The sequence below is a fragment of the Streptomyces sp. NPDC102274 genome, assembly GCF_044766385.1.
Lineage (GTDB): Bacteria > Actinomycetota > Actinomycetes > Streptomycetales > Streptomycetaceae > Streptomyces.
In genome coordinates, this window is the sequence record NZ_JBIWLW010000100.1 from 1 (window position 1) to 6,430 (window position 6,430).

Annotated in this window: 4 protein-coding genes; 2 read left to right on the forward strand and 2 right to left on the reverse strand. The window is 69.8% G+C overall.

The genetic code is table 11. The features are described from left to right. Positions 1–602, reverse strand: a 602-nt coding sequence (locus ACIRQP_RS41875) for a beta-ketoacyl synthase N-terminal-like domain-containing protein (protein WP_403900657.1), incomplete at its 3' end; no start/stop codon positions are given. Positions 603–845: 243 nt separating this feature from the next. Between ACIRQP_RS41875 and ACIRQP_RS41880 the strand changes: the two genes are divergently transcribed. After that, entirely contained in the window at positions 846–1,406 is a 561-nt protein-coding gene (locus ACIRQP_RS41880; RefSeq protein ID WP_403900659.1) for a transposase, read from the forward strand. Positions 1,407–1,577: 171 nt separating this feature from the next. Beyond that, positions 1,578–2,714, forward strand: coding sequence for a methyltransferase (locus ACIRQP_RS41885; protein WP_403900661.1), 1,137 nt, complete (start codon positions 1,578–1,580; stop codon positions 2,712–2,714). A gap of 284 nt (positions 2,715–2,998) precedes the next feature. On the opposite strand, the gene ACIRQP_RS41890 is transcribed toward ACIRQP_RS41885, so the two are convergent. Continuing rightward, on the reverse strand, positions 2,999–6,430 hold a 3,432-nt coding region (locus ACIRQP_RS41890), incomplete at its 5' end, for an SDR family NAD(P)-dependent oxidoreductase (RefSeq protein ID WP_403900663.1).

Sequence of the window (6,430 nt, forward strand, 5' to 3'; positions counted from 1 at the left end):
ACCGTGATCGCCGGGCCCTGAAGACCCAGCGTGTACGCCACACGACCCGACACCACACTCAACGCGTTCCCGGTGCTGACGTACCCGTCGAGGGCGTCCAGGTCGCGGCCCAGGTCTCCGTAGTCGGAGCTCATCGCGCCGAGGTAGACGCCCGTACGGCTCTCGCCCAGCGACTCAGGACGGATCCCGGCGCGCTCCAGTGCCTCCCACGACGCCTCGAGCACCAGCCGCTGCTGCGGATCCATCGACAGCGCCTCACGCGGCGAGATCCCGAAGAACGACGCGTCGAACCCCTCGACTCCCTCGATGAACCCGCCCTGGCTCGAGTAGCTCTTGCCGACGGAGTCGGGGTCCGGATCGTAGAGGTCAAGCCCCCGCCAGCGCTCCGGGAGACCGCCCACCGCGTCACCGCCCGATGCGAGCAGCTCCCAGAACGCCTCAGGGGTGTCGATGCCACCCGGCAGCCGGCACGCCATCGATACCACGGCGATCGGCTCATGCTGCCGCGCCTGGCGCGCCTCGAGATCCGCCGCGCGCTTCTGCAGCGCGCGAATCGCGGGGAGCGCGGCTTCCATCCGGTCCTGGCTTGAATTCGACACCATCGAGCCTCTCTGCACGGCCACCGCGAGCGAACAGCGTCCCGGACGGGACAGATCAGGGACCCCGCCACTTAATCGGTGTTCGCTTGAGTGGTGGTGGACATGGCCTGGGGCGTTGTTGGTCCGCTCGGAGCGTGCTTCCGAGCTCGCTGTCGACGAGGGCGGAGATCTCGGCGCCGGCCTGGTGGAACACGGCGGCGAGCGGATGCGCGTCGTCGATCTGGACGAGTCGCAGGGGCTTCCACCGTGGGCCGCAACAGCCGCGGCTACGACGCCGCGAAGAAGATCAACGGCCGCAAACGACATATCACCGTGGACACGCTCGGCCTGCCCGTGCTGATCACGGTGACGCTCGCCGACATCCGGGACCGTGACGCCGCCCGCGACGTGTTCTGGCGGCTGCGTCTGCCCCAGCCGCAGATCACCCACGTCTGGGCCGACCGCGGCTACGTCGGCGAACTCGTGGACTGGGCCCGCGACCGCCTCTGGCTCACCCTGCGTAGCGTCTCCCGGCCCAAAGATGTCAAGGGCTTCGTCGTCCTGCCCCGCCGCTGGAACGTCGAGCGGACGATCGGCTGGTGCGTGAACGCCCGCCGCAACGCACGCGACTACGAGCGGCTGCGCCGGCACTCCGAAGCCCACCTGAACTGGGGCACTCATCACCATGATGACCCGGCGCCTGACCCGCAAGAACCCGCGGACCAGCCAGTGGACGAAGAAGCCGGCCCGTTGACCTGGCCTGACTGGTGTTTTTGGCAACCAAGCAGCACCTGTGCGAGCCTGCTGCCATTCCTCCGAAAGGGCTGACCCTGATGCTCGGCATGGTTGTCTGGGACGTCCGCTCTCGCGCTTCGACGCGAGAGCGGTAGCGGACCCCTGCCTCAACGCACACGCCTGTCCGGAGGACAGGCGTGGGTTCAGCCTGCTCCTCATCGAAGTGCTCTTCGCGCCCCTGCACTCGATCACGAGGAGTTCGTGGTGTCCACGATCCACTGGACCGAAAACCACACCCACCAGTCCGCCCGCTGGCATTCCGAGAACAACACCCCCCTCCCACAACGAACCGTCGTCGCCGACGACCGGATGAAGGCCAACGACGCCTACCGACAGGCGTGCGAAGGAACGGCCCTGCTCTGGCAAGGAGACTTCCACAACGCCCAGCAACTCCTGCAGGCGATGGGCCGCCGCATCGACCGCAAACCGCCCAGGTCCAGCACTTCCCCGAGCGAGTCCTTCCGCCTGCACCGACGCAGCAGCAATCACCGCGCCCGCGTCCTCGGAAAGCTCCTGGTGTTGCTGGACGACGACTACACCCTGGCACTGCGCCGGGCCCCCGATGTCCACCAGGCGTGTCGGAAAGCCTATGGCCCCTCAAAGGGACCCATGGCGGTCTCTCTGCGGGAACTCCTGGGAGTGATCGGCGCTCACCAGTGGCGCCTGAAAGGGGTCGATGTGCCGGCGCTCGGCACCCGCATCCACCCCCACTACGGCGTGTTCACACCCGTCAGAGGCGAGTACGTTGACCTGGTGGCCCACGCACCGCTGCCACCGGAAACCCGGCACAGTCCCGCCACCGGTACGGCATTCGACCTCGGCACGGGAACCGGTGTCCTCGCTGCGGTCCTGGCCCACCGCGGAATCAACCGCGTCGTGGCCACCGACATCAGTCCACGCGCCCTGGCCTGCGCCAGGGAGAACGTCTACCGGCTGGCACTGACCGATCGAATCGAGGTGTCGGGCCCCGGCCTGTTCCCCGAAGGCCGAGCCGACCTCATCGTATGCAACCCGCCCTGGCTCCCCGCCCGTCCCACAGGCCCCATCGAGCAAGGCGTCTACGACCCGGACAGCACCATGCTCCACAGCTTCCTCACCGGACTGTCCGCCCGCCTCCGACCGGGCGGCGAGGGCTGGCTCATCCTGTCCGACCTGGCAGAGCACCTCGGACTCCGGACACGCCGGCAACTGCTCGACGCCATCCAGGCAGCACACCTTCGCGTTGTGGACAAGATCGACACCAAGCCCCGGCACCCACGCTCCAGGGACGCCACCAACCCACTCCACACAGCGCGAAGCGCCGAGACCACGTCCCTCTGGCGTCTGATGACAACAGCATGACCGTCACCCCGATCACGCAACGGCATCCTGCCTCCTCACTCACCAGTTGAGCACATCCCGTGGGTGACCTCGTCGCGCCCACGGGATGCCCCGACTCCTCACCAAGCCGGAGGATCAAAAACACCTGGTCAGCGGTGCGTGGAGTGTGAGTTCCTCGATTCGTTCGGCGCCGATCTGCCGGCCGGCTGCGAGGAGGAGTTCGTCGGTGCCGGATGCCATGGCGGCCTTGAGCGCGGTCAGGTCACGGGACCGTCGCTCTTCGGCCGCTCCGGCTTCCCACCGCCTCACTCAAGGCCGAGACCCGACGCCTCCAGCAGTGCGTTCAGCTCCGCGTTGATGTCGTCGACCGAGCGCTCCGCCTCAGCCGCCGCAGCCGGGGCGGGAACGGTCGCCGGGGTCTCCGGGCTCTCCTGCTGGGCCAGTTCGACGAGGCGTTCCAGCAGTCCGCTGCTGTGGATCCGGTCGGCGGAGAGCCGTTCGAGCGCCCAGCCGAGCAGCGATTCGCAGTCCTCGGGCCCGGACGGGCCGGCCGCGGGCCGGTCCGCCGGAAGGTCCATCCGGCTCAGGATCAGCCGGGCGATGTGGCCGGGCGTCGGATAGTCGAAGGCCAGGGTCGCGGGCAGGGGGACGCCGCTCTCCGCGGAGAGGCGGCGGCGCAGTTCGACCGCCATCAGGGAGTCGAGCCCCAGCTCCTTGAGGACCTGCTGCGGCGAGAGAGCGCCGGCGTCGCTCACGCCGAGCACCGTGACCACCTCACGCAGCACCGTCTCCGTCACGAGCTCCGGCCGCCGGTCCTCGGGCGCGGCCAGCAGTTGCTCCCGCAGGCCCGCCGGGTTGGCTGCGCCGTCCGCCGCGGCGGACGCACGGCGCAGCCGCGACCGTACGAGCGCGCGGAAGAGGGCGGGGGCGTCCTTGCCCTGCTCGACGTCTCGCCGCGCGGCCCGCAGATCGAGTTTCACGGGGACGAAGTTGCCGGCGGGGCGGGCCAGCGCCGCGTCGAGGAGAGCCAGGCCCTGCTCGAAGGGGAGCGGCGCGATTCCCTGGCGGCGCATGCGTTCCAGATCCACCGCGCCCAGGTGGGAGGTCATGCCCACGCCCGCCTGGTGCCAGAGCCCCCAGGCGAGGCTGGTGAGCGGGCGGCCGGAGGCGCGCCGGTCGGCGGCGAACGCGTCGAGGTAGGTGTTGGCCGCGCCGTAGATGCCCTGGCCCGCCGTGCCGAGGGTGCCGGCCGCCGAGGAGAAGAGGACGAAGGCCGCGAGGTCGAGGTCGCGGGTCAGGTCGTCCAGGTAGAAGGCGCCCTTCACCTTCGGGGCCATTACGCGGGAGAGTCGCTCCGCGTCCTGGCCGAGGAGAACGCCGTCGTCCAGTATTCCCGCGAGGTGCAGGACCGCAGTCCAAGGCCGGTCCTTCTCAGCAAGACCGAGCACCTGCGCCACGTCATCTCTCCGAGCGACATCACACGCAACCACTCGTACGCATTTGGCACCTTCTCTTTCCAGTTCGTGGATCAGTTCCGTGGCGCCGGGCGCGTCGGCCCCGCGTCGTGAGGTCAGTACCAGATGGCGCACGCCGTGGTGGCGTACGAGATGCCGGGCGGTCTCCCGGCCGAGCTCGCCGGTGCCTCCGGTGATCAGCACGGTGCCTTCGGGGTCGAGGGGCCGTGCGGCGGTGGCGTCGTCGGTGGCGACGCGTACCAGACGGGCGGCGAGCACCTCGCCGCCGCGCACGGCGAGTTCCGGCTCACCGGTCACGGCGAGGGCTCGGGCGAGTGCGTCCCGGTCGGCGTCGTCCGCGCCGAGGTCGATGAGACGCAGGCCGCGCTCCGGGTGTTCGGCACGTGCCGAACGGATGAGTCCCCACAGCGGCGCGTACGGCAGTCCGTCGAGCCGGTCACCGGGGGCCGCGGCGACGCTGCCGCGCGTGACCCAGACGAGTTCGGTCGACGCGAGCCGCTCGTCGGCCAGTACTGCCTGGAGCTGTTCGAGGACGTACTCGGCGGCCTTGTGCGCGGCTTCGGGCGCGCTGTGGAAGGGCGGCGGGGCGGTCGTGTCGATCACGACACGGGCGGGTGCGTCCGGGTGTGATGCGAGCCGGGCGGCCAGTGCGTCGAGGTCGGGCAGGGTCGGTACGCCGAGGAGTTCGGCGAGTACGCCGGTGCCGGTGAGTACGGCGTCCGCGGCCGTGCCCTGGGCGGCGGGTGCCTTTGTCGGCCGGAACTCCAGGCGGTGGAGACCGTCGGCGCCGGCGGTCCGCGCCGAGCGCAGCTGTTCGGCTGTCGCCCGGCGCAGATGCAGGGCGCCGATCCGTACGACGGGCTCGCCCATCGTGTCGCAGGCCCATACCCGGACCTCCTGGCCGGTCTCGGACGACTCGACGTCGACACGGACGCGCAGTTCGCCGCTGCCCGCCGCGTACAGCTCGACGTCCGTCCACTCGAAGGGCAGCAGGGCACCTTCCGGTTCGTCCTCGCCGCGTGCGGCGGTGACGCCCTTCATGATGTGCAGGGCCGTGTCGAGGAGCGCCGGGTGAAGGTGGTAGTCCGCGCTCGCGGTGGCCTCCGGCAGGCATACGACGCCGTACGCGGTGCCGCCCTTGCGCCACAGACCGGTCAGCCCTCGGAAGACGGGGCCGTAGTCGATGCCCTGGGCGCTGAACCGGTCGTAGAAGCCGTCGAGGTTGACCTGCTCTGCCCCGGCCACCGGCCATCGGCGCAGTTCTGCGAAGGCGTTGTCCGTCGTGGTGTCCGCGGTCTCTTCCCTCAGCGCGCCGCTCGCGTGGCGGGTCCAGTCGCCCTGTGTGTTCTCGGGGCGTCCGTGGATGGTGATCGGGCGGCGGCCGTCTGCGCCGGGGGCACCGACCGTGATCTGGATCCGTACCGCGTCGTCGATGACCAGCGGTTCGGCCAGGGTCAGTTCGGCGACTCCGTCCGCGCCGGTCTCGTGGGCGGCCGCGGTGGCCAGTTCGAGCAGACCTGTGCCGGGGACGATGGCCGAGCCGAAAACGGTGTGGTCCTTCAGCCACGGGTGGTCCGTGAGGGACAGGCGGCCGGTGAGAAGGTGTCCTTCGCCGTCGGCCAGCGGGGTCAGTGCTCCCAGCCAGGGATGCGGCGAGGCCTCAAGACCCAGGGAACCGGCATCACCAGCAGTCTTCGGGACGGGCAGCCAGTAGTGCTCGCGCTGGAAGGCGTAGGTGGGCAGAGGGACCAGGTTCCCCGACCCGGTACCCAGGGCGCGGTCCCAGTCGAGCTGGTGTCCCTGAACATGGAGCAGACTCATATTGCGCAGCAACTGGGTGATGGTGCCACGGTCACGGGCCAGGGAGCCGACGACGATGCCGCCCCGCTCGGCACTGCCATCGGTCAGCGGCATCGACAGAACAGGATGCGCCGAAATCTCGACGAAAACACCATGACCGTCCTGAAGGAGCTGGTCCAGCGCCCGGTCGAAACGCACCGGCTCCCGCAGATTCCGGCACCAGTAACCGCCATCCAGCTCCGGCCCAGCGGCAACCCCACCCGTCACCGTCGAATAGAACGCGATATCCGCCCGCCCCGGCACAATCCCCTCGAACCCCGACGCCAGACCAGGCAACAACGGATCCATCTGCGCATTGTGCGACGCGTAATCCACATTGATCTTGCGGGCATACACCTCCCGCCCCTGCAACTCCTCAACCAGCCGCGCGATCGCCCCGGCCTGCCCCGAAACCACCGTCGA